This is a genomic window from Escherichia ruysiae, from assembly GCF_031323975.1.
In the GTDB taxonomy this organism is placed as follows: domain Bacteria; phylum Pseudomonadota; class Gammaproteobacteria; order Enterobacterales; family Enterobacteriaceae; genus Escherichia; species Escherichia ruysiae.
In genome coordinates, this window is the sequence record NZ_JAVIWS010000001.1 from 1,199,100 (window position 1) to 1,223,464 (window position 24,365).

Below are 24,365 nucleotides of genomic sequence, written 5' to 3' on the forward strand. Positions count from 1 at the left end.
TAATAAAACGGGAAATCCTTACTTTCTTTTAAGAAAATCAAACCCACATTAATTAACATTATAATTTCAATAAATTTACCTTCTGAGTGTGTATTAATAAGAGATGCATTGGCAATGCACCATTTACCTTATAATCCCCTTTTAAAATTGTGGTTTTTCCTCAAAAAATGGCCTGCTGGTCATCAGCCTTCAGGTTACCTATCATAGAGGTTTAATCCTTATCCAGAGTTACCCGTGCACGAAATATTCAACATGCTGCTGGCGGTCTTCGATCGGGCAGCGTTAATGCTTATCTGCCTGTTCTTCCTTATTCGTATCCGCCTGTTTCGCGAGTTGTTGCACAAGTCGGCGCACTCACCGAAAGAGCTGCTCGCAGTTACCGCCATTTTCTCGCTGTTCGCCCTGTTCAGCACCTGGTCCGGCGTGCCGGTGGAAGGCTCACTGGTTAACGTGCGTATTATTGCGGTGATGTCAGGCGGGATTTTATTTGGTCCGTGGGTGGGGATCATTACCGGCGTGATAGCCGGGATTCACCGCTATCTTATTGATATCGGCGGCGTGACGGCGATCCCCTGCTTTATCACCAGTATTCTGGCGGGATGTATATCGGGCTGGATCAACCTAAAAATCCCCAAAGCGCAGCGTTGGCGTGTCGGTATTCTCGGCGGTATGTTGTGTGAAACGTTGACCATGATTCTGGTGATTGTCTGGGCGCCGACCACCGAACTGGGGATCGATATCGTCTCTAAAATCGGTATCCCGATGATCCTTGGCAGCGTCTGTATCGGCTTTATTGTGCTGCTGGTGCAAAGCGTTGAGGGCGAAAAGGAGGCCAGCGCCGCGCGGCAGGCCAAGCTGGCGCTGGATATCGCCAACAAAACGCTGCCGCTGTTTCGCCATGTCAATAGCGAATCATTACGTAAAGTCTGCGAAATTATCCGCGATGATATTCACGCCGATGCGGTAGCAATCACCAATACCGATCATGTGCTGGCGTATGTTGGCGTGGGTGAACATAATTATCAGAATGGTGATGACTTTATTAGCCCGACAACCCGCCAGGCGATGAATTACGGAAAAATCATCATTAAAAACAATGATGAAGCCCATCGCACACCAGAGATTCATTCCATGCTGGTGATCCCATTGTGGGAGAAAGGCGTTGTGACCGGTACGCTCAAAATTTACTACTGCCACGCGCACCAGATTACATCGTCATTACAGGAGATGGCGGTCGGGCTGTCGCAAATTATCTCCACACAACTGGAGGTTTCTCGCGCCGAGCAATTACGCGAAATGGCAAATAAGGCAGAGCTTCGCGCCCTGCAAAGCAAAATTAATCCCCATTTCCTGTTTAACGCTCTGAACGCAATCTCCTCATCAATTCGCCTGAATCCGGATACCGCTCGCCAGCTGATCTTTAATCTGTCGCGTTATCTGCGCTATAACATTGAATTAAAAGACGATGAGCAAATCGATATCAAAAAAGAGCTGTATCAAATTAAAGACTATATTGCCATTGAGCAGGCCCGCTTTGGCGACAAGCTGACGGTTATCTATGATATTGATGAAGAGGTGAATTGCTGCATTCCCAGCCTGCTGATCCAGCCGCTGGTAGAAAACGCCATTGTTCACGGTATTCAACCTTGTAAGGGAAAAGGTGTTGTCACCATCAGCGTTGCGGAGTGCGGTAATCGGGTTCGTATTGCGGTGAGAGATACCGGGCACGGCATCGATCCGAAAGTGATTGAGCGGGTCGAAGCGAACGAAATGCCGGGCAATAAAATTGGCCTGCTGAATGTGCATCATCGCGTGAAGTTGTTATATGGTGAGGGGCTGCATATTCGTCGTCTGGAGCCTGGGACGGAAATCGCGTTTTACATTCCTAACCAACGCACCCCTGTCGCCTCACAGGCTACGTTATTGCTTTGAGCCGGAGTGATATTGTGAAAGTCATCATTGTTGAAGACGAATTCCTGGCACAACAGGAACTGAGCTGGCTAATTAAAGAGCACAGCCAGATGGAGATTGTCGGCACCTTTGACGACGGTCTGGACGTGTTGAAGTTTTTGCAGCATAACCGCGTCGACGCCATTTTTCTGGATATCAATATTCCGTCGCTGGATGGCGTGCTGCTGGCGCAAAACATCAGCCAGTTTGCCCATAAACCGTTTATTGTGTTTATCACCGCGTGGAAAGAACATGCGGTAGAAGCGTTTGAACTGGAGGCGTTTGACTACATTCTCAAACCGTATCAGGAATCACGCATCACCGGGATGCTGCAAAAACTGGAAGCGGCCTGGCAGCAACAGCAAACCAGCAGTACGCCTGCCACAACGGTAACGCGTGAGAATGACACCATTAATCTGGTGAAAGATGAGCGAATTATCGTTACGCCAATTAATGATATCTATTACGCCGAAGCGCACGAAAAAATGACCTTTGTCTATACGCGGCGTGAATCCTACGTAATGCCGATGAACATTACCGAGTTTTGCAGCAAGCTGCCTCCATCGCATTTTTTCCGCTGCCATCGCTCGTTTTGTGTCAATCTGAACAAAATCCGCGAAATCGAACCGTGGTTTAATAACACTTATATTCTGCGGCTAAAAGATCTGGATTTTGAAGTGCCAGTCAGCCGCAGCAAAGTTAAAGAATTCAGGCAGTTAATGCATCTGTAATCAGGAATATTCATGAAAGCAACAGGCTTGCCCGCCGATCAACAATTTTTCGCCGATCTGTTCAGCGGCCTGGTGCTTAACCCGCAACTACTTGGGCGCGTCTGGTTTGCCAGCCAGCCTGCCTCGTTGCCGGTGGGTAGTTTATGTATTGACTTTCCCCGTCTGGATATCGTGCTGCGCGGCGAATACGGCAATCTGCTGGAAGCAAAGCAGCAGCGTATGGTGGAAGGGGAAATGCTGTTTATTCCGGCGCGCGCGGCTAATTTACCGGTCAACAACAAACCGGTGATGCTCTTAAGCCTGGTGTTCGCACCGACCTGGCTTGGGTTATCGTATTACGATAGCCGCAGCACGTCATTGTTGCATCCGGTTCGCCGGATCCAGCTTCCCAGTCTGCAACGCGGTGAAGGTGAAGCAATGCTCACCGCCCTCACCCATCTCAGCCGTTCGCCGCTGGAGCAGAATATCATTCAGCCACTGGTGTTAAGTTTGCTGCATCTTTGCCGCAACGTGGTGAATATGCCGCCGGGCAATTCGCAACCTCGCGGCGATTTTCTCTATCACAGCATTTGTAACTGGGTTCAGGATAACTACGCCCAGCCGCTCACCCGCGAGAGCGTGGCGCTGTTTTTTAATATCACGCCCAATCATTTGTCAAAACTGTTTGCGCAGCATGGGACGATGCGTTTTATCGAATATGTGCGTTGGGTGCGAATGGCGAAGGCGAGGATGATTTTGCAGAAATATCATCTGTCGATTCATGAAGTGGCGCAGCGTTGCGGCTTTCCGGATAGCGACTATTTTTGTCGCGTCTTCCGGCGTCAGTTTGGCCTGACGCCGGGAGAGTACAGCGCCCGTTTTCAGGGCTAACGTCAGAAGGTTAATTCCGTTTCCAGCAGCGTCAGGATGCTTTGTGCGTCTTGCGCGGCGAACAGTGACTGGCGGAAGTTTTTATTCACCAGTTTGCGCGCCAGCTGCGAGAAGACCTTCACATGGTTCATCCCTTCGCTAGCGCCCAGCGTCAGCATGATCACCAGCTCGACTTCGCCCATTTCTGACTGCCAGTCAACCGGTTTCACCAGCCGGGCAATGCTGATACTGGAATGGCGGATCCACTGAGATTTAGTGTGCGGGATCGCCACGCCAAAACCAACGCCAGTAGTCACAATCTCTTCCCGCTGCCAGACATCTTCTTCCAGCTCGAACGGATGCTCAGTGCGCCCGTTGACGCCAAGGTTGCCGCACAGAAACTGAATCGCCTGCTCTTTATTACTAAAAGCCTGATCAACAAAGATATTCTCCAGCGCCAGCAATGGGCGAACGTCTTCTTCCGGCGTAAAGGCGGTGAGTAACGCTTCAATTTCCTGCGCACTGCGGCACTCGCAAGCCTGACGTGCCAGTTCCCGACACGCCTCGCTATCCAGTTGACGAAGCTGGCTTTTCACCGCCGGAATGCGCGGGCTACTCATACTTAGCTCATCCAGGCCCAGCCCAAGCAGTAGCGGCAGATAACGGCTTTCACCACCCAGCTCACCGCAAATGCCGACCCATTTTCCCCGCTGATGCGCAGTGGTAACTATCTGCTGCAACATGCGCAGGAAAGATGGCGTAATCGGGTTATACAGCGGCGATACGCGCGGGTTATTACGATCGACCGCATACAGATACTGGATCATATCGTTCGAGCCGATACTAAAGAAATCGACCTCATCGCAGAAGTGGTCGATGATGTAGCAAACCGATGGCACTTCCACCATGATCCCAAGCGTAATCGTCTCTGCATGACGCAGGCCGTCGCGCTTAAGCTCAAGGATCGCTTTCTGGATCTCGCTCTTCACCCATAAGATCTGATCGAGGCTGTGAACCATCGGAATCATCAACTGAGCGTTACCGTAACTGGCAGCACGCAAAATGGCCCGTAGCTGGGTACGGAACAGGCCAGCAAATTCCGGGTAAATACGTACCGCGCGATAGCCGAGGAACGGGTTCTCTTCCTGGGGAATATTCAGATAAGGAATGCTTTTATCGCCGCCGATGTCCATCGTGCGGAAAATAATTGGCTTGTCGCCCGCCGCCAGTAACACCTGCTGGTAGGCTTCAAACTGTTCCTGCTCGTCCGGCGCGCTATCGCGATCCATATACAGCATTTCGGTGCGGAACAGCCCGACGCCTTCCGCGCCATTGGCAAACGCACCAGGGGCTTCCAGAGCGGTGCCAATATTCGCGGCGATATCAATTCGCTTGTTATCACGGGAATAGGCCAGCTGCGCGGCGGCCTGCGCCTGTTGTTTTTGGCGTTTGTCCGCCAGCGTCTGAGCAACCTGGTAATAACCGCTCACCGCGTCATCAGGATTAATCGCCAGCACGCCACACTGGGCGTCAAGCACCGCCGGTTGCCCGGCATAACGGGCTATCGCATCCAGCGGCAAGCCGCTCAGTACCGGGATCGCCGAAGCTCGCGCCAGAATCAGGGTATGCGATGTGCGCCCGGTTTTCTCCAGAATCATGCCTGCGAGATTTTTTAAATCGAGACTCAAAAACTGGCTTGGAGTTAAATCTTCGGCGACCAGAATGGTCGATTTTTCAAGCAGCAGATTATTGCGCGGCTTCAGTTCCGGCCAGGTGATATGCAGCAACTGTTCGCTGATATCACGAATATCACTAACTCGCTCGCGCAGATAATCGCTGGCAGAGGCAGAAAGTTTGTCGCAAACCTGCTCCATATTGCTGATGATTGCCGCCCCCAGTCCCTGATGTTGTTCTGCCATCAGACGACGGATATTCCCCGCAAACTCCTCATCCTGAATCAGCGACAAATGGGCGCTAAGAATGGTTTTACTTTCGCCGTCACGCTCGCGCAGCTGCTGGTTCAGTTGTTCGGCAAGCGTTGCCAGGCTGTGTTCCAGCCGGGTGGTGTCTTGCACACTGGCAGGGATCGCCCGATAACTGTCGAGGCTGTCGCTCTGCAACAACGTTAACGTACCAACACCGACGCCGCTCGCCAGCACGTTACCGTACAGCAAATCAGGGTTAAGGCGACTTAATGAACGTGGCAGCGGATGCGCCGTCAGTTCTGCTTGTGTCGGTTGGATGCTGTCGCTGTCGATAAAGCGCACCTGGATGTACTCTTCCAGTACGCGCCGTGCCTGTTCTTCATCGCTACCGCTAATGTTCAGGCTGCAACTGTCATTAAATAAAGTGCCGGTGCCAATCAGCGCCAGTGAACTTTTGGCATCGGCCTTGGCGTTCTGGCGATGGTTGATAAAAGCGATTTCGCTTTGCCACTGACTACACTGTTCTTTAAGTTCCCACGCCGGACGGGCATGAAGACCGTTAGGCAAAGGACAGAGAAATTGAATCGTTAACATAACCGCTCCGGGTTAATCGGGAAATCATCTGAAATCCGTCAGTTGAACAACCGTCTCACGGGTAAGACGTTGAATAAGGGCAGATAAAAGTTGCTGCATCTGCAAAATATCGCGGCAGTCGGCAATCGATGCGGCGCAATGTCCATGGCGGGTTGCTGGCCCCATCACCACTGTGGGTACGCCAGTACCGGTTAAGTGAACCGCTCCACCGTCCGTGCCGCCGTTACTGAACATATCCGCCTGTAACGGCACGCCAATTTCTGCCGCCACGGTTTCAATCCAGGCAGTGAGTTTTGGTGGCGCAATCAGCGATTTATCGCTTAACACCAGCATCGGACCGTTACCAATCTGGCGATGGTTCGCCGCGCCATAATCAAAGTTTTTCGCCCAGCAGGCGGTATCAAGCACAATGGCGACGTCCGGCGACACCGCGCGGGTGGCGGTTTGCCCGCCGCGTAATCCCACCTCTTCGCTGGAACTTGCCACCAGCCACACTTCCGCAGGCAACTCGGCGCTGTGTAGTTCGCGCAGTAACGTCACCAGCAGATAGCAACCGAGGCGGTCATCAAAGGCTTTCCCCATCACCCTCTGGTGAGGGAGAACCTGAAAAGCGGTATCAAACGTGACGCGATCGCCTGGACGAATTCCCGCCTGTATCACTTCATCATACGAGCGCGCGCCAATGTCCACGCGCATTACGCTAACCTCATTTCCCTGCCGCTCGCCGTCGAGCAGGCCGGGAATTTTGCACTCTTCACGGGTAGTGATCCGCACCGGCTGAAGCTGACGGGCAGCCATGCGCACGTTGCCAACCGGCAGCACATCGATCGCGCCTTCGCGGGAGATGCTACGCACCATAAACCCCACTTCATCCATATGTGCGCAGATCATCACCTTCGGCCCCATCGATTCATTGAGGCGGATCAGCACCGATCCCAGACCGTCAAATCGCACTTCTTTTTGCAGTCGATCCGCTTCATCCAGCAGAATCTGCCGGACTTCCTGTTCCGAGGAGGCGATCGCATCTGCCTCGCTCAACGCTTTTAATAGCGATAAATCCATTATGCCTCTCCCGTGAGCAACACTGTTTTCGGCATGGCGTAGAGCACTTCTGCGCCTTGCGGGGTAACCAGCACAACATCTTCGATGCGCACGCCCCCTTGCCCTGGCAAATAAATCCCCGGCTCTACGGTCAGTAACATGCCAGGCTGGAGCATCGTGGTATCACGTGGTGAAAAACGCGGATCTTCATGTACGTCAATGCCGATTGCATGACCGGTGTTATGGCCGAAATACTCTCCATAACCGGCTTCTGTAATGACCCGACGCGCGGCGTCGTCAACCTGCTGGCAACGCACGCCGGGGAGAATCGCGGAGATTGCCGCCAGTTGCGCTTGCAGGACAATCTGATACACGTTAAACAGCGGGTGAGATTCGGCGCTCACCCCTTCGCCATGAACCAGAAAGGTGCGCGTCATATCAGAGCAGTAGCCCTGATACAGCGCACCGAAATCGAGTGTGACAAACTCGCCCGCTACAACCACTTTGTCGCTGGCCTTGCCGTGCGGCAGCGCCCCACGCCAGCCACTGGCAACAATGGTGTCAAAGGAGGCTTTTTCTGCTCCCTGCTGGCGCATAAACCACTCCAGTTCAGCAGCTATCTCACATTCGCTCATCCCCGCCTGAATAAAGCGGCGAATATGCTCTGCACCACGATCGGCAATCCCACAGGCGAGACGGATTTTCTCCACCTCCTCTGGCATTTTGATTTGCCGCAGCACATCCGGCGTGGCGCTGACCAGCTTTGCATTAAGTTCAACCTGCCAGCGGTGCGCGGTTTCCCAACTCACCTGCTGGCCTTCAAAACCGAGCGTTTGCAGCTGCTCATCGGCAATGATTTGATTGACGATGGTTGCCAGCGTGTGCGTCGCGTCAAGCAAATGTAGCTGGTAGCCTTGCGCACGAGCTTCCACCTCCACGTAATAGCGCGAATCCACCAGAATGTGCGCGCTCTCACGACTAATCAGCACATAGCCTGACCCGGTGGAAATCCCCAGATGGGGCTGTTTGTTCTGCCGTGAGGAGAGAAGCACCGCATCCAGCTGTTGCGCCTTAAGCCAGTCGCGCAGCGAAGCGAGTAATGTCATTAGGATTGTCCTTCTTACAGGCTATCGATTAACAATTTGCCTTTGCGGAACATCATCAAACGCAGGAACACCACCATCAGCGCGGTAATGATTGCCCCCAGCGCGATCCCCGCCATGTAAACGCCCAGATTAGTCACCAGCGGCCACGCCCAGATTGCTGATTCCGGGAACCATTGCACTGCGCCCAGCCAGACAGCGGCGGTGGAGCCGACAATCGCACCGACCATATAGGACGGAATTGCGGTGATGGGGCTTTCCAGCGCAAACGGAATCGCACCTTCACTGATCCCCATAAACGCCAGGAACATGGCGGTTTTACCCTGCGGATAAAGCTGGGCGTTAAACAGGCGTTTGCCGGTTAAACGACGGTCGATAATAGTCGCCAGACCCAGACCAATCGGCGGAATGACGATTGCGATAGAACGCGCGGTAACCGGTAATACGTGGTCAGTGGTAAAGCTGAAAGCAACGAAACCTGCTGCTTTGTTGATTGGGCCACCGAGGTCGATTGCGGTCGCTGCTGCGATACCCATCGCATACATCAGCGCCCCCTTCTCACCTGCGGCAGTCAGCACGGTACGGATACCGCCGTTGATCCAACCGCCAAATGGGGTGATGACGTAATACATCGCCAGCATGACAAAAATGGCGGAAAGAATCGGTAGCAAAAATGTGGTTTTGAACGCTAACAGGAAATCCGGTAACTGGATTTTCTGGTTCATCCACTTCACAAGGTAACCTGCAACGATAGAAATGATCAGCGCACCAATGAAGGTAGACGGCACCGGTGAAGAGGTCGCCCACTGCATGGTACTGGGATCAAAGTTCAGCAGTTGCGTTGGCTGGGTAGACATTAACCCGCCGATAAACCCAGCCGGGAACGCCAGTTTGCCGCCAATGGAGTTCGCCACAAAAGCAGCAAACATCGGAATGGCAAAACCAAACAACACGCCGCCAAAGGACTGCGACAGCCAGGCAAATTTCAGTAAGGAGAGGTCGAAACCGGAAAATTTCCCGCTATTAAGTGCATCCATAATGCCAATGTCAGCGGGAATTTTTAGCCAGCTATAAGCAATCAGCTGGCTGAAAGCGAGGATCACGCCGCCCATAATTAAGGTCGGCACCATGCGTGAAATCCCTGACATCACATGCTGCGGAAGTTCACCCCAGAAGCTGCTTTTAGAGGCCTGCGGATTCTTAATTGCCGCTGCCGCACCGGATGCGCCAGGCACAACGGTTGCACTGCGTTTTTTAATGGCCATAACAATTATCCCTGTCGAAAATTACGGTTGTTCAGCGGCAATCATCTCTTCGATTTCTTTGATGATGCCCGCTGCGTTTTTAATTGCGTCCTGCAAAGTGATTTCATAAACGTCGCGGGATTCGAAACGTTCGTTATCTTCCGGGGTAACTGCCACTGAGTGGATGATGATGGTCGCTTCGGCGATATCCTGCGCCGTCAGGCGATTCTGGATACCGTCCGCGCCCTGGGTTTCAATTTTCACTTCATAGCCAGCTTCCACTGCGGCCTCTTCCAGCGCCTGAGCCGCCATAAAAGTGTGCGCAAGGCCCATCGGGCAGGCACATAAGGCAATCAGTTTCTTACTCATCGTTATTTCCTCGTTCGTTTATAGTTAACGAGTGAAATTATGAACGTGCAAAACAAATTGCCGTTACCAGACAAATAATGCATTTACTGGAGAATTAATCCCGTAGTGCGGAAGTGTGACGCAGGTCGGCCTTGTGATGAAACACAAAGAAAAATTGAACTAACCGTATGATTTAAAAGATTATCGGGAGGATTATCTCCCGATATGGCAGGAAGGATTTACAGGACGTACCCTAAGGTCTGGCGTAAATGTGCACCTGAGCCGAGAAGACCCGGATTGTCATGGACGATAAGATAAGCCGGAATATCATGGACATATTCTTTAAAGCGGCCTTTGTCTTCAAAAGCGGCACGGAAACCAGAGGCTTTGAAGAATTCAAGGAAACGCGGCACGATACCGCCCGCAATAAACACGCCGCCAAATGTGCCGAGATTGAGCGCCAGATTGCCGCCAAAACGGCCCATAATCACGCAAAACAGCGACAACGCGCGGCGGCAATCGGTGCAACTGTCGGCCAGCGCGCGTTCGGTAATATCTTTTGGCTTGAGATTTTCTGGCAGACGGTTATCTGCTTTCACAATCGCGCGGTACAAATTCACCAGCCCTGGCCCAGAGAGCACGCGTTCAGCAGAGACATGGCCTATTTCAGCACGCAGTATTTCGAGAATAATGGCCTCTTCTTCGCTGTTTGGCGCAAAATCAACGTGACCGCCTTCGCCTGGCAGGCTTACCCAGCGTTTATCAACATGAACCAGATGCGCCACGCCTAGCCCCGTTCCGGCACCGTAAACCGCGATAGGTTTACCTTCAACTGGTTCCTTACCGCCAAACTGGATCAGATGCTCTTTTTTCAGCATCGGGATCGCCATCGATACAGCGGTAAAATCGTTAATAATTTCCAGATGGCTAAAACCGAGATTCTTTTTCATTTCGGCAATTGAGAACGCCCAGGTATGGTTGGTCATTGCCACCCAGTCACCGGTAATTGGGCAAGCGATGGCAATACAACCGTCTTTCACCTCGACCTTATGTTCTTCGAGATAAACGCGGATAACCGCTTCCAGGCTGGGATAATCAAGCCCAGAATAGGTTTTAGCCTGCGAGATTTCACCACTGGTAATATCACACAGAGCAAGACGTGCGTTGGTGCCGCCCACATCACCGACTAATGCATACTTTGTCATTCTTCTACTGCTCCGCTAAAGTCAAAATAATTCTTTCTCACACTGTAAATACCTGGGAGCCTAACAACAACGCCGGAAAGGCGGGCTCCCTGTAAATATAGATCTGGGTCACACTATTACTTTATCGTTTCAGCACCAATTGCAGCGATGCCTTTATGCAAGCTGGGCAAACTAAGTATCTGACCCCGCATAAGGAATAGAACATGCTCCATTCGCGAGCCAGAACCATGTTGTTATTATCGCTTCCCGCCCTGGCAATTGGGATTGCGTCCAGTCTTATTCTGATTGTGGTGATGAAAATCGCCTCGGTATTACAGAATTTACTCTGGCAACGACTGCCGGGAAGTCTGGGGATAGCCCAGGATTCACCGCTGTGGATCATCGGAATATTAACGCTGACGGGGATCGCAGTGGGACTGGTTATCCGTTTCAGCCAGGGTCATGCCGGACCAGATCCCGCCAGTGAACCGCTGATCGGCGCGCCAGTCCCCCCTTCTGCGCTACCAGGGCTTATCGTAGCATTAATTCTCGGTCTTGCCGGTGGCGTCAGCCTGGGGCCGGAACATCCGATTATGACCGTTAATATCGCCCTCGCGGTAACGATAGGCGCTCGCCTGTTACCTCGAGTTAACCGGATGGAATGGACTATTTTAGCCTCAGCCGGAACTATCGGTGCGCTATTTGGCACACCTGTTGCGGCGGCGTTGATATTTTCGCAAACCTTAAATGGCAGTAATGAAGTGCCGCTATGGGATCGACTCTTTGCGCCGTTAATGGCAGCGGCGGCTGGTGCGCTGACGACAAGTCTATTTTTCCACCCCCATTTTTCGCTGCCCATTGCGCATTACGGACAGATGCAGATGGCAGACATTATCAGCGGTGCGATTGTAGCGGCGATTGCCATCGCTGCGGGGATGGTCGCCGTATGGTGTCTGCCACGGTTGCACGCAATGATGCATCAGATTAAAAACCCTGTGCTCATGCTCGGGGTTGGCGGGTTTATTCTCGGTATTTTGGGCGTTATTGGTGGGCCGGTTTCACTGTTTAAAGGGCTGGATGAGATGCAGCAAATGGTGATGAATCAGGCTTTCAGCACCAGTGATTACTTTTTACTGGCAGTGATTAAGCTCGCCGCTCTGGTCATTGCCGCCGCCAGCGGGTTTCGTGGCGGGCGAATCTTCCCGGCAGTGTTTGTTGGCGTGGCGTTAGGTTTGATGCTACATGAACACGTTCCCGCAGTCCCGGCGGCAATTACTGTCTCCTGCGCTATTCTCGGTATGGTACTGGTGGTAACGCGCGATGGCTGGTTAAGCCTGTTTATGGCGGCAGTCGTTGTACCTGATACCAATCTGCTACCGCTACTTTGTATCGTTATGCTTCCGGCATGGCTATTGCTGGCTGGCAAACCGATGATGATTGTGAATCGCCCGAAGCAGCAACCACCCCACGATAATCTTTAGCAAAAAATGCTCTCCATCATGATTTAAGAGTTATGGCGATGAAACGGGGCTTTACCTCCCCGTAATATTGCGTTAACAGGCCGCTGACGGCTTCGATCGTGAAGGAGAATAACAATGTTCAGGTCACTGTTTCTGGCGGCCGCCCTGATGGCTTTTACCCCGCTTGCGGCAAACGCAGGTGAAATTACCCTACTGCCATCAATCAAATTACAAATTGGCGATCGCGATCATTATGGTAATTACTGGGACGGTGGTCATTGGCGCGACCGTGATTACTGGCATCGTAATTACGAATGGCGTAAAAACCGCTGGTGGCGTCACGATAATGGCTACCACCGTGGCTGGGATAAGCGTAAAGCGTATGAGCGTGGCTATCGTGAAGGCTGGCGCGACCGTGATGATCATCGCGGGAAAGGCCGTGGACACGGACATCGTCATTAAACACATCCACCAATGGAGCACGATGCCTGATGCGACGCCCGCGCGTCTTATCAGGCCTACAGCCCCACTCCATTGAACGCGTAGGGCGGATAAGGCGTTTACGCCGCATCCGCCAGTGATGCCTGGTACGACGCCAGTTGAACTACAACCCCAGCGCCGTTCCCACCAACAGCCAGATATTCAGCGCCACTACCAATACCACAATCACCCAGCCAGCCTGTTTTACGCGTTTGCTGTTCACCAGATCGCCCATCAACTTACTGTCACTGGTGAAAATCAACAGTGGAACCAGCGCCAGGGCAATACCAAAACTTAGCAGCACCTGACTCATGACCAGAATCCGTGTCGGATCTAATCCCATCAGGATGACAATAAATGACGGCAACATGGTCACTGTCCGGCGCACCCACAGCGGGATATGGAAACGAATAAAGCCCTGCATCACCACCTGCCCCGCCAGCGTACCCACCACCGTTGAAGAAAGCCCTGCTGCCACCAGGCTTAAACCAAAGACCGTCGCTGCAGCATTGCTTAACAGCGGTTGCAGCGTCAGGTAGGCTTCGTCAAGATCGGCGACACCAGTATGGCCGGAAAAGTGGAACGCGGCAGCAGCCGTTGCCATCATCGCCAGATTGACAAAACCAGCAATAGTCATGGCAATCGCGACATCCCATTTGGTGGCTGAATAACGTTGCTGGCGTGACCCACCATGCAGATGCTGGGTCAGCGAAGAGTGCAAATAAATCACATGCGGCATAATTGTCGCACCCAGCACACCCGCAGCCAGGAAGACCGCCTCTGAGGTCGGTAAACTCGGGATCACCATCCCTTTACTCAACTGCACCAAGTTAGGCTGGGAGAAGATCAGCTCAACAATGTAAGCCGCTGCGACAAACAGCAGTAGCCCGCCAATCACTTTCTCCAACGGTTTTTGCCCGCGACGTTGCAGCATTAAAATCAGGAAGGTTGCGATACCCGTTAATACGGCGCCCTGCAACAGCGAAACCCCAAGAATCAGTTTGAAACCGATAGCCGCACCAATAAATTCCGCCAGGTCGGTAGCCATCGCAATAATTTCTGCCTGAACCCAATAGAACCAGACGACCGGACGCGGGTAGTGATCGCGAATTTGTTCCGCCAGATTTTTACCGGTGGCAATCCCCAGTTTGGCCGAGAGGATCTGAATCAACATCGCCATCAGATTAGCCCAGACAACAACCCACAATAGCTGATAGCCGAAGCTGGCACCCGCCTGAATATTGGTCGCAAAGTTACCTGGATCGATATAACCAATCGCCGCAATGAACGCAGGTCCCATTAATGCGAGCCTCATCTTGCGCGCCGCCCGTCCGCTGCTACTCTCAACGCGATAGTTCGTCATCTTGTTGTGCCTCTAAAACATAGCCTTTGCTATGTTTCATGCTATGTCAAACGAGAATGATTATCAAATTCATTTAAATGGGTTGTGATGATTTCTCTGATAGACCAGGATTATGACTACGAAAAGATTGATGGTTTGAATGTTATTTTTATGTTTAATGTTAGCACATTTACATAACTTTCCGCTTCCATACACAACATAGCAGAAATGTAGGACAGCTCACTATTTTTGAAGCTTGTCACAGGACGTCATTATAGTGTGTGTCAGATCTCGTTTTCCTGAATCATGTTGCATAGAATGTGCACGGAAATTTAACCTGCCTCATATTTGGAGCAAATATGGACCGCGTCCTTCATTTTGTACTGGCACTAGCCGTTGTTGCGATTCTCGCATTGCTGGCAAGCAGCGACCGCAAAAAAATTCGTATCCGTTATATTATTCAACTGCTTGTTATCGAAGTATTACTGGCGTGGTTCTTCCTGAACTCTGACGTTGGTCTGGGCTTCGTGAAAGGCTTCTCCGAAATGTTCGAAAAACTGCTCGGATTTGCCAACGAAGGTACTAACTTCGTCTTTGGTAGCATGAATGATCAAGGCCTGGCGTTCTTCTTCCTGAAAGTGCTGTGCCCTATCGTCTTTATTTCTGCGTTGATCGGTATTCTCCAGCACATTCGCGTGTTGCCGGTGATTATTCGCGCGATTGGTTTCCTGCTTTCCAAAGTCAATGGCATGGGCAAACTGGAATCCTTTAACGCCGTAAGCTCCCTGATTTTGGGACAATCCGAGAACTTTATCGCCTATAAAGATATCCTCGGCAAAATCTCCCGTAACCGTATGTACACCATGGCAGCAACGGCGATGTCCACCGTGTCGATGTCCATCGTTGGCGCATACATGACGATGCTGGAGCCGAAATACGTCGTTGCTGCACTGGTACTGAACATGTTCAGCACCTTTATCGTACTGTCGCTGATCAACCCTTACCGCGTTGATGCCAGCGAAGAAAACATTCAGATGTCCAACCTGCACGAAGGTCAGAGCTTCTTCGAAATGCTGGGTGAATACATTCTGGCAGGTTTCAAAGTCGCCATTATCGTTGCAGCGATGCTGATCGGCTTTATCGCCCTGATCGCCGCACTGAACGCACTGTTTGCCACCGTGACTGGTTGGTTTGGCTACAGCATCTCCTTCCAGGGCATCCTGGGCTACATATTCTATCCGATTGCATGGGTGATGGGTGTTCCTTCCAGTGAAGCACTGCAAGTGGGCAGTATCATGGCGACCAAACTGGTTTCCAACGAGTTCGTTGCGATGATGGATCTGCAGAAAATTGCTTCCACGCTTTCTCCGCGTGCAGAAGGCATCATCTCTGTATTCCTGGTATCCTTTGCTAACTTCTCTTCTATCGGGATTATCGCGGGCGCGGTTAAAGGCCTGAACGAAGAGCAAGGTAACGTCGTTTCTCGCTTCGGTCTGAAACTGGTTTACGGCTCTACGCTGGTGAGTGTGCTTTCTGCGTCAATCGCAGCACTGGTGCTGTAAGTCCAATACATTCATTAAAAAAGCCGGGGATAATTCCCCGGCTTTTTTACGTCTGTTAATCAACTAATGGCTGAGGGCGACCAATCAAATACCCTTGCAGATATTGCACCCCAAGTTTATGCAATAACGCCTGCTGCTGTTGCGTTTCGACAAACTCCGCTACCACGCTTAACGACTTCGCTTTCGCCAGGTCGGTAATTGACCGCACAATCATCGCATCCAGCGTATTAGTCACTATATCTTTCACAAAGACGCCATCAATCTTGATGATATCGGCCTGCAAACGTTTTAATCGCTCGTAGTTGGCATAACCAGTGCCAAAATCATCAATCGCAATACGGAAGCCAAATTTATGCAGTTGCTCGATGTTGTACATGCTGCTTTCTGCATTTGAAAACGCCTGCTCCTCGGTGATCTCAAGAATGACTGTCTCCGGGGAGATGTGATAACGCTTAAACAGACGAATAATCCGCCCGGCGATATTTTTTTGCAGCAGAGTGAGCGGCATTAAATTGACTGAAAAGCGCGGACCTTTATTGTTGGAAGGGTGAGTTGCTAACCACTTCAACAGAGATTCCAGCACCTGCAAATCGAAACGCGCGCTAAGGTTAAACTGGGCGATAAGCGGCAGAAATTTATCCGGCGTCATAATGCCGTCGTCATATTTCAGACGCGCCAGGATCTCATCATAGCCCTGCCCCTCTTTGTTTCGAATGGGCTGAGCGTAGAGGAGCAAGTCACCATTATCTAACGCCTTACGAATGGTGTTCAGCAACAGTACCTGTTTGGTGGTCTGCCCGGACGCTATTTCCTCTCGATTATCCAACGCCAACACATGATGATGAACGCAGGATTGTTCCGCCAGCCAGCTTAACTGCCCCAGCATGGGCTGCAGGGTTTCCTGATTGCCATCAAAACGCCCCCAGGCGGCACCATAGCCCATATCCAGGCCGGTGTTGTTCCAGTGAATCTGCCGACTATTGAGGATGTTAACCATATGCTGTAGTCGACCTTCCGTTTCCGGCCCGGTCAGTACCAACAGCAATTCACTGCCCGGCAGTTGATACAACTTTTCGTTTTCCTGCATCAACGGCAGCAAGGTACGGTAAATTGAGCGGATACAATGAACACGCATCACCAGGCCGTAATGACGACTCAGAAACTCAAGATTATCAATACGCAGGCAGCAAAAACTCTTTCCTGCCTCCTGCTCTTGCGATTGCTCCAGTGCACGAAAGTTGGGTAATAGCGTTAATGGATCGGTCAGCGCCTGCAAATGCCAGCGGCGGTTAAGCCATTCACTTCGATGATAAATACGCACCATGTAAAGCAGGCAAACGCTAAAGGAAATCAGCACCGCGAGAATAAATGCCAGCGAATATTCGGTTTCGACCCCTTGTAAAAAATTCTGGTTGTAATTCAGGAGGAAAAGAGTCGAAACAGCCCAGGTGAGATTTAAAAACGGATAACGAAGTTTACCAACACCAAGGGTAAAGATGATGAAGAAAACGGGCACCAGGTAACCGGCAATAAAATCGTTTTCATAAGGCGTACACATCAGAAGCAGCAGCACGCTAAGAGTTGCCAGCCAGCTTAAAGTAAATGCACGTTTCTCTTTGTTCAGCGACGGGGCGATATCCCTGCGCCACAATATCTGCGCAAAGTGGGGACTTACAACCATGCGAGTGAGATAGTAAAAGAACATGTTGTAAATCAGCACAGCGGTGAAAAGGCTAAGCAAATCAACGACCGTGAAAATAGCATCTGCATCGCCGAAAAATGTCGATATCTTTAGCGGGAAATCAAAAAAGCTACCCACCAGATACATGCTGCCTTTGATGCCAATCGGCGTCACTAAACCAAGCCAGAAGAGACGTTGCCAGACGTATCGGGTGGTCAACCCATAACGCCAACGCGTTCCTAACTGCCAGCGTAATATTGCACAGGCACACAGCACGACAAACGTCTGGCTGCCGAGCATGACGGCAGTTTGCAAAAATGAGAGATGAAAATTCCACAGATTAGTGCAAAACATCCCGCATAAAACAGGAACAACACCACGCCAGCCAAAGATGAATAATATTGACAGCATTACGCACAGTGGCATCCACGCCAGAAAGATATAGCTGGAATGGATAACGGCCAGTGGCGAAATAAAACGGGATAGCTGAATAAGTACCACGGTGAGCGTAAACGCCAGTGTGAATATCTTGATATTTTTTATCAGGTTATGCTCCACAAACATGAGTAGACTACTCTCACTGATCGGGGTTTTCAGGCACACAAATAATAAGTTTATTCGCATCGCGAAGCAAACAGGGGCCGGCCTGTTGCCGATTTTTCATCCAATGATGCTTTCACCAGGCGGCACTAACCCGGACGTAGACTGTATTACAAAAGCGGCAAAAATCAGAGACAAAAAACCCCCGCTTCACAGCGAGGGTTTGAAATTTGGTGGAGCTAAGCGGGATCGAACCGCTGACCTCTTGCATGCCATGCAAGCGCTCTCCCAGCTGAGCTATAGCCCCACGAGGTGTTTACGTACCAAATTTGCTGGGTGCAAAATTTGGTGGAGCTAAGCGGGATCGAACCGCTGACCTCTTGCATGCCATGCAAGCGCTCTCCCAGCTGAGCTATAGCCCCGTCACGTAAAGCTTGTCGAGTTGACGGGCGGCATCATATGAATTCCGTCCGAATGTGTCAACGGCAAATTGCAGCGCCTTGTTTCAATCGCTGAAAAATCAGGCAAATGAACATTTTTGGATTACGCCTCGCATTCAGTAGTTATTCATGTCACGGTTTCATGTAAATTGATGCTATAAAATGAACACTTAATAGACCCACAACTATTCCGGGAATTGTTATGTTCAAGGAGAGGATGACGCCAGATGAACTTGCCAGACTGACCGGTTATAGCCGCCAGACCATTAATAAATGGGTACGCAAGGAAGGCTGGACGACATCACCCAAACCAGGCGTCCAGGGGGGCAAGGCTCGACTGGTACACGTCAATGAACAGGTTCGTGAATATATTCGCAATGCAGAACGCACGGAGGGTCAGGGAGAAATCCCAGCCCTGTCTGGCGATGCACCGCTTGAAGTGCTGTTAGCTACGCTGGCGAAAGAGATGACTCCGGCTGAACAAAAACAGTTTACATCATTGCTTCTGCGGGAAGGGATTATCGGGTTATTACAACGCTTAGGGATTCGCAATAGCAAATAATATGAAAAGATTACGCAATAAAATGACCACCGAAGAACTGGCGGAATGCCTCGGTGTGGCTAAACAAACCGTTAACCGCTGGATTAGAGAAAAAGGCTGGAAAACAGAAAAATTTCCCGGAGTGAAAGGAGGTCGCGCCAGACTTATTCTACTGGACACACACGTTTGCGAATTTATTCAAAACACGCCTGCCTTCCATAATACGCCAATGCTTCTTGAGGCCGAAGAACCCCTTGCTGAATACGCGCCAGGTATGCGCACTCCGGCTTATCGGCAAATCATCAGCGCAATAGACAATATGACTCACAGTGAGCAGGAAAAAGTTGCGCAATTTTTGTCACGTGAAGGGATTCGTAATTTCCTTGCCCGTCTCGACATAGACGAATCAGCATAAATAAAAAACGGCAGGGGTATTTCTCCTGCCGTTTATCTTTTATGCGCTAATTACTGCTGGTTTTCGCGTTCAGCAATAAAAGCCAGAGCTTTATTGATGCGCTCGATGCTACGTGCTTTGCCGATCGCGTGAACAGTAACATCCAGTGCCGGAGACTGCCCCGCACCAGTAACGGCGACACGCAGCGGCATACCAACTTTACCCATTCCCACTTCCAGCTCGTCCGCCGTCGTCTGAATAGCGTGGTGAACGTTTTCAGCTGTCCAGTCAGTAATCGCGGCCAGTTTGTCGCGAACTACTTCCAGCGGCTGACGTGCTACCGGGCGCAGATGTTTTTTCGCTGCATCGGCATCGAACTCAGCAAAATCTTCGTAGAAGTAACGGCAGCTCTGTGCCATCTCTTTCAGCGTCTTGCAGCGTTCACCCAGCAGTTTAACCAGATCCGCCAGCTGCGGGCCGTTGCGGGTATCGATATTTTCCTGCTCGATGTGCCACTGTAAATGGGTAGCAACATACTCCGGCGGCAGCGTGTTAATGTAGTGATGGTTCAACCACAGCAGCTTGTCGGTATTGAACGCGCTGGCGGATTTGCTGACGGCATTCAGGGTGAAGTATTTGATCATCTCTTCACGGGTGAAGATTTCCTGATCGCCGTGGGACCAGCCCAGACGCACCAGATAGTTCAGCAACGCTTCCGGCAGATAGCCGTCATCACGATACTGCATTACGCTGACCGCACCGTGGCGTTTGGACAGTTTTTTACCATCATCGCCGTTGATCATAGAAACGTGCGCATAAACCGGCACTGGTGCTTTCAGGGCTTTAAGAATGTTGATCTGGCGCGGCGTGTTGTTGATATGGTCTTCACCACGGATAACATGGGTGATTTCCATATCCCAGTCATCGACAACTACACAGAAGTTATAGGTCGGAGAACCATCGGTACGGCGGATGATCAGATCATCCAGCTCCTGGTTGCTGAACTCGATCGGACCACGGATCTGATCGTCAAAAACCACAGAACCTTCTTGCGGATTAGCAAAACGAACGACACATGGTTCATCATCAGCATGATGCTCATGGCTGTGGCGGCAGCGACCGTCATAACGCGGCTTCTCACCTTTCGCCATTTGCTCTTCACGCAGTGCTTCCAGACGCTCTTTAGAGCAATAGCATTTATAGGCCGTGCCCTCTTCCAGCATCTGATCGATAACTGCGTTATAGCGATCAAAACGTTTGGTCTGATAGTACGGACCTTCATCCCACTCCAGACTCAGCCAGTTCATACCATCCATAATGGCTTCGATAGCTTCCGGCGTAGAACGCTCAAGATCGGTGTCTTCAATACGCAGCACGAACTCACCGCCGTGGTTACGTGCAAAAAGCCAGGAGTAAAGAGCAGTACGCGCGCCGCCAACGTGCAGATAGCCTGTTGGGCTTGGCGCGAAGCGAGTTTTGATTTTCATGAAATGGCCTTACGTTTAGAAAGATGCCGACAACCGGCAAATCCTGGAAAAATTGAGTGGGCGATATTCTATCACTCCAGCCTGATTCCTCAATGTAGTTCGGGTTGCTACATGATGCATTATTGTTTTCGTTGAGAAATTGCGCAACACGGTCTGTTTTGCGATCATCCTGCTTAATTTTACGACGAACAAACAAATTCTTTAGAAAATGCGTTGACTCATTTCCAACTCTCCCTATAATGCGACTCCACACAGCGGGGGTGATTAGCTCAGCTGGGAGAGCACCTCCCTTACAAGGAGGGGGTCGGCGGTTCGATCCCGTCATCACCCACCAACTACTTTATGTAGTCTCCGCCGTGTAGCAAGAAATTGAGAAGTGGGTGATTAGCTCAGCTGGGAGAGCACCTCCCTTACAAGGAGGGGGTCGGCGGTTCGATCCCGTCATCACCCACCACTTTCTCGCCAGCTAAATTTCTTGCAATAATGTGAAGTACCGAAGTGGGTGATTAGCTCAGCTGGGAGAGCACCTCCCTTACAAGGAGGGGGTCGGCGGTTCGATCCCGTCATCACCCACCACTTCGGGTCGTTAGCTCAGTTGGTAGAGCAGTTGACTTTTAATCAATTGGTCGCAGGTTCGAATCCTGCACGACCCACCAATGTAAAAAAGCGCCCTAAAGGCGCTTTTTTGCTATCTGCGATATTCAAAGATTCGAACCTGCAGCAGGTTCGAGTTGAGCGCAGCGAAACAACGGAGCCGCTCGCGGCGACGACCCGAAGGGCGAGCGAAGCGAGTCATCCTGCACGACCCACCAATGTAAAAAAGCGCCCTAAAGGCGCTTTTTTGCTATGTGCGATATTCAAAGATTCGAACCTGCAGCAGGTTCGAGTTGAGCGCAGCGAAACAACGGAGCCGCTTGCGGCGACGACCCGAAGGGCGAGCGAAGCGAGTCATCCTGCACGACCCACCAATGTAAAAAAGCGCCCTAAAGGCGCTTTTTTGCTATCTGCGATTTGCGAAATTGCCAGATTCGCTTCGCTTATCAGACCTACGATTTCCGGCAATCTCCCCCTCGCCTACTGTCTCAATGCTGCCAACAGCTTAACCATCGCGGGCGTCACCTGCTGCGTTTCATAAACAATATATAAATCTGCCGGGATGCGCTCTTTGAGCGGACGGAAAATGACACCAGGCCAGTTCATCTGTGCATAGCTGTCTGCTATCAATGTGATACCAATGCCCATACTGATCATGGCCAGCACCGTTTGTGGTTCATTAACTTCGCGAATAACAACCGGTGAAAAACCCGCCTGCTGACAAACGCGCTGCAAAAATTCCCAGTCAGTGTACACGGGCGGCATTGTGACAAAATACTCGTCACGTAGTGCTTCCAGCGGAACGTCGGAATATGATGAGAGGTGATGCTCTTCAGGCATCGCTACCAGAAACGCCGATTCATGCAAGCGTAAGCTGGTAAAATCTTCCGGTGGTTCTGTCGCCATTCGCCAGATCCCGGCATCGAGTTCGCGGCGCTCCAACAGCGCCATTTGCATCGCAGGCATCTTTTCGCGAAACAATACTTCAACGTTGGGGTTTTCCCTAAGGAATCGCCGCATAACCGGCCGCATCCGTCCCCACATTGCCGTTCCGACCACACCGAGCTCAATCCGCCCTGCTTCTCCCCGGCCTATTTGTTCAATCCGAGCCAACACCTGATTTGCATTCATCAGCAATCGGCGCGATTCTTCCATCAAGATTTTGCCCGCGTGTGTCAGGGCGACGCTGCGCGAATGACGAATAAAAAGCTGTGTGCCGAGTTGATTTTCCAGCTCTTTAATATGAATACTGAGCGGAGGCTGAGACATATTTAAACGCGCCGCTGCGCGGCCAAAATGTAACTCTTCCGCTACAGCAAGAAAATAACGGAGCAACTTAAGGTCTGTTCTGTAAATGCGTTCCATAATTAAATGCTCCGTTTAATAAATATATCTTATTAAATTATCACGGCATAAAGTATTTCACCACCAGATAACCTACATACATAAACACAATAGATAATATACCCGGCAATACATTTGGCACGGGAATAGGTAACCGCACGATTGTAAATAAAGCACCAATACCAAAACCGACGCCAGAAGAAAATAAAATATCTTTCATTAATTAACCTTTATCATAAAAGCAGCCCTGAAAAACGGAGCTGCCAGTTCTTTTAATGTGTCACTGTTCGATGTGTTATCTTTTCAGGGTCATGGTTATATTTAAATCCAAAGAAAAATATCACTGCGAGGAAAAGAGAATATCCTGCAAACATCAGCCAGATAGTTTGCCAGTCTTTTACGCCATCTACCGAGAAGTAATCCACTGCCATGCCGCTCAGAATCGAGCCGACCCAAGCACCGACACCATTTACCATGGTCATAAAGAGCCCCTGTGCGCTGGCACGAATGTTGGAATCAACTTCCTGTTCAACAAAGACCGAACCGGAAATATTGAAGAAATCAAATGCGCAGCCGTAAACAATCATCGACAGCAGCAGCAAAATAAACCCAGTTGGTGACGGATCGCCATAAGCAAAGAAGCCAAAGCGCAGCGTCCAGGCCACCATACTCATAAGCATGACCGTTTTGATGCCGAAACGCTTCAAAAAGAACGGAATCGTCAGAATGAAACCGACTTCAGCCATCTGTGAAACTGACAATAAAATGGACGGATATTTCACCACGAAGCTATCAGCAAACTCCGGGTTACGGGCAAAATCATGCAGGAACGGGTTGCCAAAAACGTTGGTAATTTGCAGTACCGCGCCCAGCATCATGGCGAAGAGGAAAAAGATGGCCATACGCGGATTTTTGAATAGCACAAACGCGTCCAGACCGAGTTTACTGGCAAGCGAAGTAGTCACTTTTTTCTGCGCAACAGGAATTTTAGGCAAAGTCAGCGCGTAAGCCGACAGCAGCAGAGACGCACCGGAAGCGATATACAATTGCAGGCTGCTCAATTCCAGATGCAGTAAGCTTACTGCCCACATCGCAATAATGAACCCCACCGTACCAAAAACGCGAATAGGCGGGAAAGCTGTCACCGGGTCAAGCCCGGCCTGAGCGAGGCAGGAATAAGAGACGCTGTTTGATAACGCGATGGTCGGCATAAATGCCATTGCATTGACTAACATCACCCAAAACATCGTATCCGGATCACTGACGGATGCCGCATAAAAAAGCACGCCAGCACACACCAGGTGGCACAGCATATATGCGCGTTCCGCACGCAGCCATTTATCCGCGATAATCCCCATAATGCCAGGCATAATAATCGCAGCAATCCCTTTGGAGCTGTAGACCATACCGACGTTAGCGCCGGTAAAATGAAGGGTATTAATCATGTAGGAACCGAGGGTAACCAGCCAGCTCCCCCAGATAAAATATTGCAAAAAGGACATTACCTTTAAGCGCAAAGCGATGCTCATAA

Annotated in this window: 21 protein-coding genes, 6 tRNA genes and 2 other RNA genes; 14 read left to right on the forward strand and 15 right to left on the reverse strand. The window is 50.8% G+C overall.

What is annotated here, in order from left to right:
* Positions 1-234 precede the first annotated feature (234 nt).
* The 3 genes from ypdA to RGV86_RS06070 are packed head-to-tail and all read left to right on the forward strand — an operon-like array spanning position 235 to position 3,551.
* Positions 235-1,932 carry a two-component system sensor histidine kinase YpdA gene (gene ypdA, locus RGV86_RS06060; protein ID WP_000544384.1) on the forward strand — a complete coding sequence of 566 codons (1,698 nt, stop codon included), beginning with the start codon at positions 235-237 and terminating at the stop codon, positions 1,930-1,932.
* Positions 1,933-1,946: 14 nt separating this feature from the next.
* Entirely contained in the window at positions 1,947-2,681 is a 735-nt protein-coding gene (gene ypdB / locus RGV86_RS06065) for a two-component system response regulator YpdB (RefSeq protein WP_001298580.1), read from the forward strand.
* 12 nt (positions 2,682-2,693) lie between these two features.
* Positions 2,694-3,551 carry an AraC family transcriptional regulator gene (locus tag RGV86_RS06070; RefSeq protein WP_032225842.1) on the forward strand — a complete coding sequence of 286 codons (858 nt, stop codon included), beginning with the start codon at positions 2,694-2,696 and terminating at the stop codon, positions 3,549-3,551.
* Between the two features lie 2 nt (positions 3,552-3,553).
* On the opposite strand, the gene ptsP is transcribed toward RGV86_RS06070, so the two are convergent.
* The 6 genes from ptsP to glk form a co-directional block, all read right to left on the reverse strand.
* Positions 3,554-6,049: a phosphoenolpyruvate--protein phosphotransferase gene (gene ptsP / locus RGV86_RS06075; RefSeq protein WP_085460995.1), complete on the reverse strand. Its 2,496-nt coding sequence runs from the start codon at positions 6,047-6,049 to the stop codon at positions 3,554-3,556.
* Between the two features lie 24 nt (positions 6,050-6,073).
* The gene (ypdE, locus tag RGV86_RS06080; protein WP_000365994.1) at positions 6,074-7,111 is read right to left on the reverse strand and encodes an aminopeptidase; all 1,038 of its coding nucleotides are present in this window, start codon (positions 7,109-7,111) and stop codon (positions 6,074-6,076) included.
* Positions 7,111-8,196, reverse strand: coding sequence for an aminopeptidase (gene ypdF / locus RGV86_RS06085; RefSeq protein ID WP_000173234.1), 1,086 nt, complete (start codon positions 8,194-8,196; stop codon positions 7,111-7,113). The genes ypdE and ypdF overlap by 1 nt, the downstream gene beginning before the upstream one ends.
* A gap of 14 nt (positions 8,197-8,210) precedes the next feature.
* On the reverse strand, positions 8,211-9,458 hold the full coding sequence (locus tag RGV86_RS06090) for a PTS fructose transporter subunit IIC (protein ID WP_000985311.1): 1,248 nt from the start codon (positions 9,456-9,458) through the stop codon (positions 8,211-8,213).
* A gap of 21 nt (positions 9,459-9,479) precedes the next feature.
* On the reverse strand, positions 9,480-9,806 hold the full coding sequence (locus tag RGV86_RS06095; RefSeq protein ID WP_000038454.1) for a PTS fructose transporter subunit IIB: 327 nt from the start codon (positions 9,804-9,806) through the stop codon (positions 9,480-9,482).
* 218 nt (positions 9,807-10,024) lie between these two features.
* Positions 10,025-10,990, reverse strand: a complete 966-nt coding sequence (gene glk / locus RGV86_RS06100; protein ID WP_000170385.1) for a glucokinase — start codon at positions 10,988-10,990, stop codon at positions 10,025-10,027.
* 203 nt (positions 10,991-11,193) lie between these two features.
* On the opposite strand from glk, the gene RGV86_RS06105 reads away from it, so the two are divergent.
* Both RGV86_RS06105 and ypeC read left to right on the forward strand, forming a co-directional pair.
* Entirely contained in the window at positions 11,194-12,450 is a 1,257-nt protein-coding gene (locus tag RGV86_RS06105) for an ion channel protein (RefSeq protein ID WP_032225851.1), read from the forward strand.
* A gap of 114 nt (positions 12,451-12,564) precedes the next feature.
* Positions 12,565-12,891 (forward strand): DUF2502 domain-containing protein YpeC, encoded by a 327-nt coding sequence (gene ypeC, locus RGV86_RS06110; protein ID WP_000490072.1) that lies wholly within the window; start codon positions 12,565-12,567, stop codon positions 12,889-12,891.
* A 142-nt stretch (positions 12,892-13,033) separates the two neighbouring features.
* Here ypeC and RGV86_RS06115 read toward each other — a convergent pair whose 3' ends face one another.
* Both RGV86_RS06115 and RGV86_RS22440 read right to left on the reverse strand, forming a co-directional pair.
* A complete protein-coding gene (locus tag RGV86_RS06115) occupies positions 13,034-14,272 on the reverse strand; it encodes an Nramp family divalent metal transporter (RefSeq protein ID WP_000186377.1) in 1,239 nt (412 codons plus the stop codon).
* Positions 14,253-14,312 (reverse strand): hypothetical protein, encoded by a 60-nt coding sequence (locus tag RGV86_RS22440; RefSeq protein WP_423779531.1) that lies wholly within the window; start codon positions 14,310-14,312, stop codon positions 14,253-14,255. The genes RGV86_RS06115 and RGV86_RS22440 overlap by 20 nt, the downstream gene beginning before the upstream one ends.
* A 298-nt stretch (positions 14,313-14,610) precedes the next feature.
* Between RGV86_RS22440 and nupC the strand changes: the two genes are divergently transcribed.
* Entirely contained in the window at positions 14,611-15,813 is a 1,203-nt protein-coding gene (gene nupC, locus RGV86_RS06120) for a nucleoside permease NupC (RefSeq protein WP_001516818.1), read from the forward strand.
* 55 nt (positions 15,814-15,868) lie between these two features.
* On the opposite strand, the gene RGV86_RS06125 is transcribed toward nupC, so the two are convergent.
* The 3 genes from RGV86_RS06125 to RGV86_RS06135 all read right to left on the reverse strand — a co-directional run bounded on the left by RGV86_RS06125 (position 15,869) and on the right by RGV86_RS06135 (position 18,456).
* On the reverse strand, positions 15,869-18,058 hold the full coding sequence (locus RGV86_RS06125) for a bifunctional diguanylate cyclase/phosphodiesterase (protein WP_024212638.1): 2,190 nt from the start codon (positions 18,056-18,058) through the stop codon (positions 15,869-15,871).
* 207 nt (positions 18,059-18,265) lie between these two features.
* A tRNA-Ala gene (locus RGV86_RS06130) sits at positions 18,266-18,341 on the reverse strand.
* Between the two features lie 39 nt (positions 18,342-18,380).
* Positions 18,381-18,456, reverse strand: a tRNA-Ala gene (locus RGV86_RS06135).
* A 220-nt stretch (positions 18,457-18,676) separates the two neighbouring features.
* On the opposite strand from RGV86_RS06135, the gene RGV86_RS06140 reads away from it, so the two are divergent.
* Both RGV86_RS06140 and RGV86_RS06145 read left to right on the forward strand, forming a co-directional pair.
* Positions 18,677-19,036: a YfeC-like transcriptional regulator gene (locus tag RGV86_RS06140; protein ID WP_000472029.1), complete on the forward strand. Its 360-nt coding sequence runs from the start codon at positions 18,677-18,679 to the stop codon at positions 19,034-19,036.
* A 1-nt stretch (position 19,037) separates the two neighbouring features.
* Entirely contained in the window at positions 19,038-19,430 is a 393-nt protein-coding gene (locus tag RGV86_RS06145) for a MerR family transcriptional regulator (protein WP_000826490.1), read from the forward strand.
* A 50-nt stretch (positions 19,431-19,480) separates the two neighbouring features.
* Here the strand turns inward: RGV86_RS06145 and gltX are convergent, their stop codons facing one another.
* Complete coding sequence (gene gltX / locus RGV86_RS06150; protein ID WP_085460996.1) at positions 19,481-20,896, reverse strand: glutamate--tRNA ligase; 1,416 nt, start codon at positions 20,894-20,896, stop codon at positions 19,481-19,483.
* A gap of 258 nt (positions 20,897-21,154) precedes the next feature.
* On the opposite strand from gltX, the gene RGV86_RS06155 reads away from it, so the two are divergent.
* The 6 genes from RGV86_RS06155 (at position 21,155) to RGV86_RS06180 (ending at position 21,864) form a co-directional block, all read left to right on the forward strand.
* Positions 21,155-21,230: transfer RNA gene (locus tag RGV86_RS06155), tRNA-Val, on the forward strand.
* Positions 21,231-21,274: 44 nt separating this feature from the next.
* Positions 21,275-21,350, forward strand: a tRNA-Val gene (locus tag RGV86_RS06160).
* A 46-nt stretch (positions 21,351-21,396) separates the two neighbouring features.
* Positions 21,397-21,472, forward strand: a tRNA-Val gene (locus RGV86_RS06165).
* A 4-nt stretch (positions 21,473-21,476) separates the two neighbouring features.
* A tRNA-Lys gene (locus tag RGV86_RS06170) sits at positions 21,477-21,552 on the forward strand.
* A 24-nt stretch (positions 21,553-21,576) separates the two neighbouring features.
* Positions 21,577-21,708: non-coding RNA, RtT sRNA (locus RGV86_RS06175), on the forward strand.
* Between the two features lie 22 nt (positions 21,709-21,730).
* Positions 21,731-21,864: non-coding RNA, RtT sRNA (locus tag RGV86_RS06180), on the forward strand.
* Between the two features lie 106 nt (positions 21,865-21,970).
* On the opposite strand, the gene xapR is transcribed toward RGV86_RS06180, so the two are convergent.
* The 3 genes from xapR to xapB are packed head-to-tail and all read right to left on the reverse strand — an operon-like array spanning position 21,971 to position 24,363.
* Positions 21,971-22,855, reverse strand: coding sequence for a DNA-binding transcriptional regulator XapR (xapR, locus tag RGV86_RS06185; RefSeq protein WP_000439925.1), 885 nt, complete (start codon positions 22,853-22,855; stop codon positions 21,971-21,973).
* Between the two features lie 40 nt (positions 22,856-22,895).
* Positions 22,896-23,054 (reverse strand): DUF1427 family protein, encoded by a 159-nt coding sequence (locus RGV86_RS06190; protein WP_000651752.1) that lies wholly within the window; start codon positions 23,052-23,054, stop codon positions 22,896-22,898.
* A gap of 52 nt (positions 23,055-23,106) precedes the next feature.
* Positions 23,107-24,363 (reverse strand): xanthosine/proton symporter XapB, encoded by a 1,257-nt coding sequence (xapB, locus tag RGV86_RS06195; protein WP_000020387.1) that lies wholly within the window; start codon positions 24,361-24,363, stop codon positions 23,107-23,109.
* Positions 24,364-24,365 lie beyond the last annotated feature (2 nt).

Coding starts and splice junctions, on each gene's coding strand:
- RGV86_RS06070 (WP_032225842.1), top strand. CDS start 2,694: ATGAAAGCAACAGGCTTGCCCGCCGATCAACAATTTTTCGCCGATCTG.
- ptsP (WP_085460995.1), bottom strand. CDS start 6,049: ATGTTAACGATTCAATTTCTCTGTCCTTTGCCTAACGGTCTTCATGCC.
- ypdE (WP_000365994.1), bottom strand. CDS start 7,111: ATGGATTTATCGCTATTAAAAGCGTTGAGCGAGGCAGATGCGATCGCC.
- ypdF (WP_000173234.1), bottom strand. CDS start 8,196: ATGACATTACTCGCTTCGCTGCGCGACTGGCTTAAGGCGCAACAGCTG.
- RGV86_RS06090 (WP_000985311.1), bottom strand. CDS start 9,458: ATGGCCATTAAAAAACGCAGTGCAACCGTTGTGCCTGGCGCATCCGGT.
- RGV86_RS06095 (WP_000038454.1), bottom strand. CDS start 9,806: ATGAGTAAGAAACTGATTGCCTTATGTGCCTGCCCGATGGGCCTTGCG.
- glk (WP_000170385.1), bottom strand. CDS start 10,990: ATGACAAAGTATGCATTAGTCGGTGATGTGGGCGGCACCAACGCACGT.
- RGV86_RS06105 (WP_032225851.1), top strand. CDS start 11,194: ATGCTCCATTCGCGAGCCAGAACCATGTTGTTATTATCGCTTCCCGCC.
- ypeC (WP_000490072.1), top strand. CDS start 12,565: ATGTTCAGGTCACTGTTTCTGGCGGCCGCCCTGATGGCTTTTACCCCG.
- RGV86_RS06115 (WP_000186377.1), bottom strand. CDS start 14,272: ATGACGAACTATCGCGTTGAGAGTAGCAGCGGACGGGCGGCGCGCAAG.
- nupC (WP_001516818.1), top strand. CDS start 14,611: ATGGACCGCGTCCTTCATTTTGTACTGGCACTAGCCGTTGTTGCGATT.
- RGV86_RS06125 (WP_024212638.1), bottom strand. CDS start 18,058: ATGTTTGTGGAGCATAACCTGATAAAAAATATCAAGATATTCACACTG.
- RGV86_RS06140 (WP_000472029.1), top strand. CDS start 18,677: ATGTTCAAGGAGAGGATGACGCCAGATGAACTTGCCAGACTGACCGGT.
- RGV86_RS06145 (WP_000826490.1), top strand. CDS start 19,038: ATGAAAAGATTACGCAATAAAATGACCACCGAAGAACTGGCGGAATGC.
- gltX (WP_085460996.1), bottom strand. CDS start 20,896: ATGAAAATCAAAACTCGCTTCGCGCCAAGCCCAACAGGCTATCTGCAC.
- xapR (WP_000439925.1), bottom strand. CDS start 22,855: ATGGAACGCATTTACAGAACAGACCTTAAGTTGCTCCGTTATTTTCTT.
- RGV86_RS06190 (WP_000651752.1), bottom strand. CDS start 23,054: ATGAAAGATATTTTATTTTCTTCTGGCGTCGGTTTTGGTATTGGTGCT.
- xapB (WP_000020387.1), bottom strand. CDS start 24,363: ATGAGCATCGCTTTGCGCTTAAAGGTAATGTCCTTTTTGCAATATTTT.